The sequence below is a fragment of the Pseudomonas sp. 32_A genome, from assembly GCF_017490905.1.
In the GTDB taxonomy this organism is placed as follows: domain Bacteria; phylum Pseudomonadota; class Gammaproteobacteria; order Pseudomonadales; family Pseudomonadaceae; genus Aquipseudomonas; species Aquipseudomonas inefficax.
The window spans coordinates 1-475 of record NZ_JAFGYI010000272.1 but is presented as its reverse complement, the minus strand read 5'-3'; the positions used below and the strand labels follow the sequence as shown (position 1 = coordinate 475).

1 protein-coding gene is annotated in these 475 nt (G+C 68.8%); it reads left to right on the top strand.

Annotated elements, in window-relative coordinates; all coding sequences use genetic code 11:
• A partial coding sequence (locus J5M58_RS26640; RefSeq protein WP_368857213.1) for a ribonucleotide reductase N-terminal alpha domain-containing protein occupies positions 1–475 on the top strand: 475 nt, incomplete at both ends.

Below are 475 nucleotides of genomic sequence, written 5' to 3'. Positions count from 1 at the left end.
GTCCATGGCGACCATCGCAACCGAGTTCCACTTCGCTGCGCAACAATTCTCGATCGACGTGCAGCTGGAGAAATACGCGAAGGGCGAGGAGCGAACGGTCGACGACATCTATCGCCGCGTCGCGCGCGGCGTCGCGCAGGCGGAGCCGCCCGAATTGCGCGACGAAATCGAGGCGCGCTTCGTCGAGCATCTGCAACGCGGCGCGCTCGGCGCCGGCCGGATCATGAGCGCGGCGGGCAGCCCGATCGCGGCGACGCTGATCAACTGCTTCGTGCAGCCGGTCGGCGATTGCATCCAGGGCGTCGACGAGCGTGGGCTGCCCGGCATCTATGTCGCGCTGCTGCAGGCGGCGGAGACGATGCGGCGCGGCGGCGGGGTCGGCTACAACTTCTCCGCGATCCGGCCGCGCGGCGCATACGTGCATTCGACGGGCTCGAGCGCGTCCGGGCCGTGCAGCTACATCGACGTGTTCGAC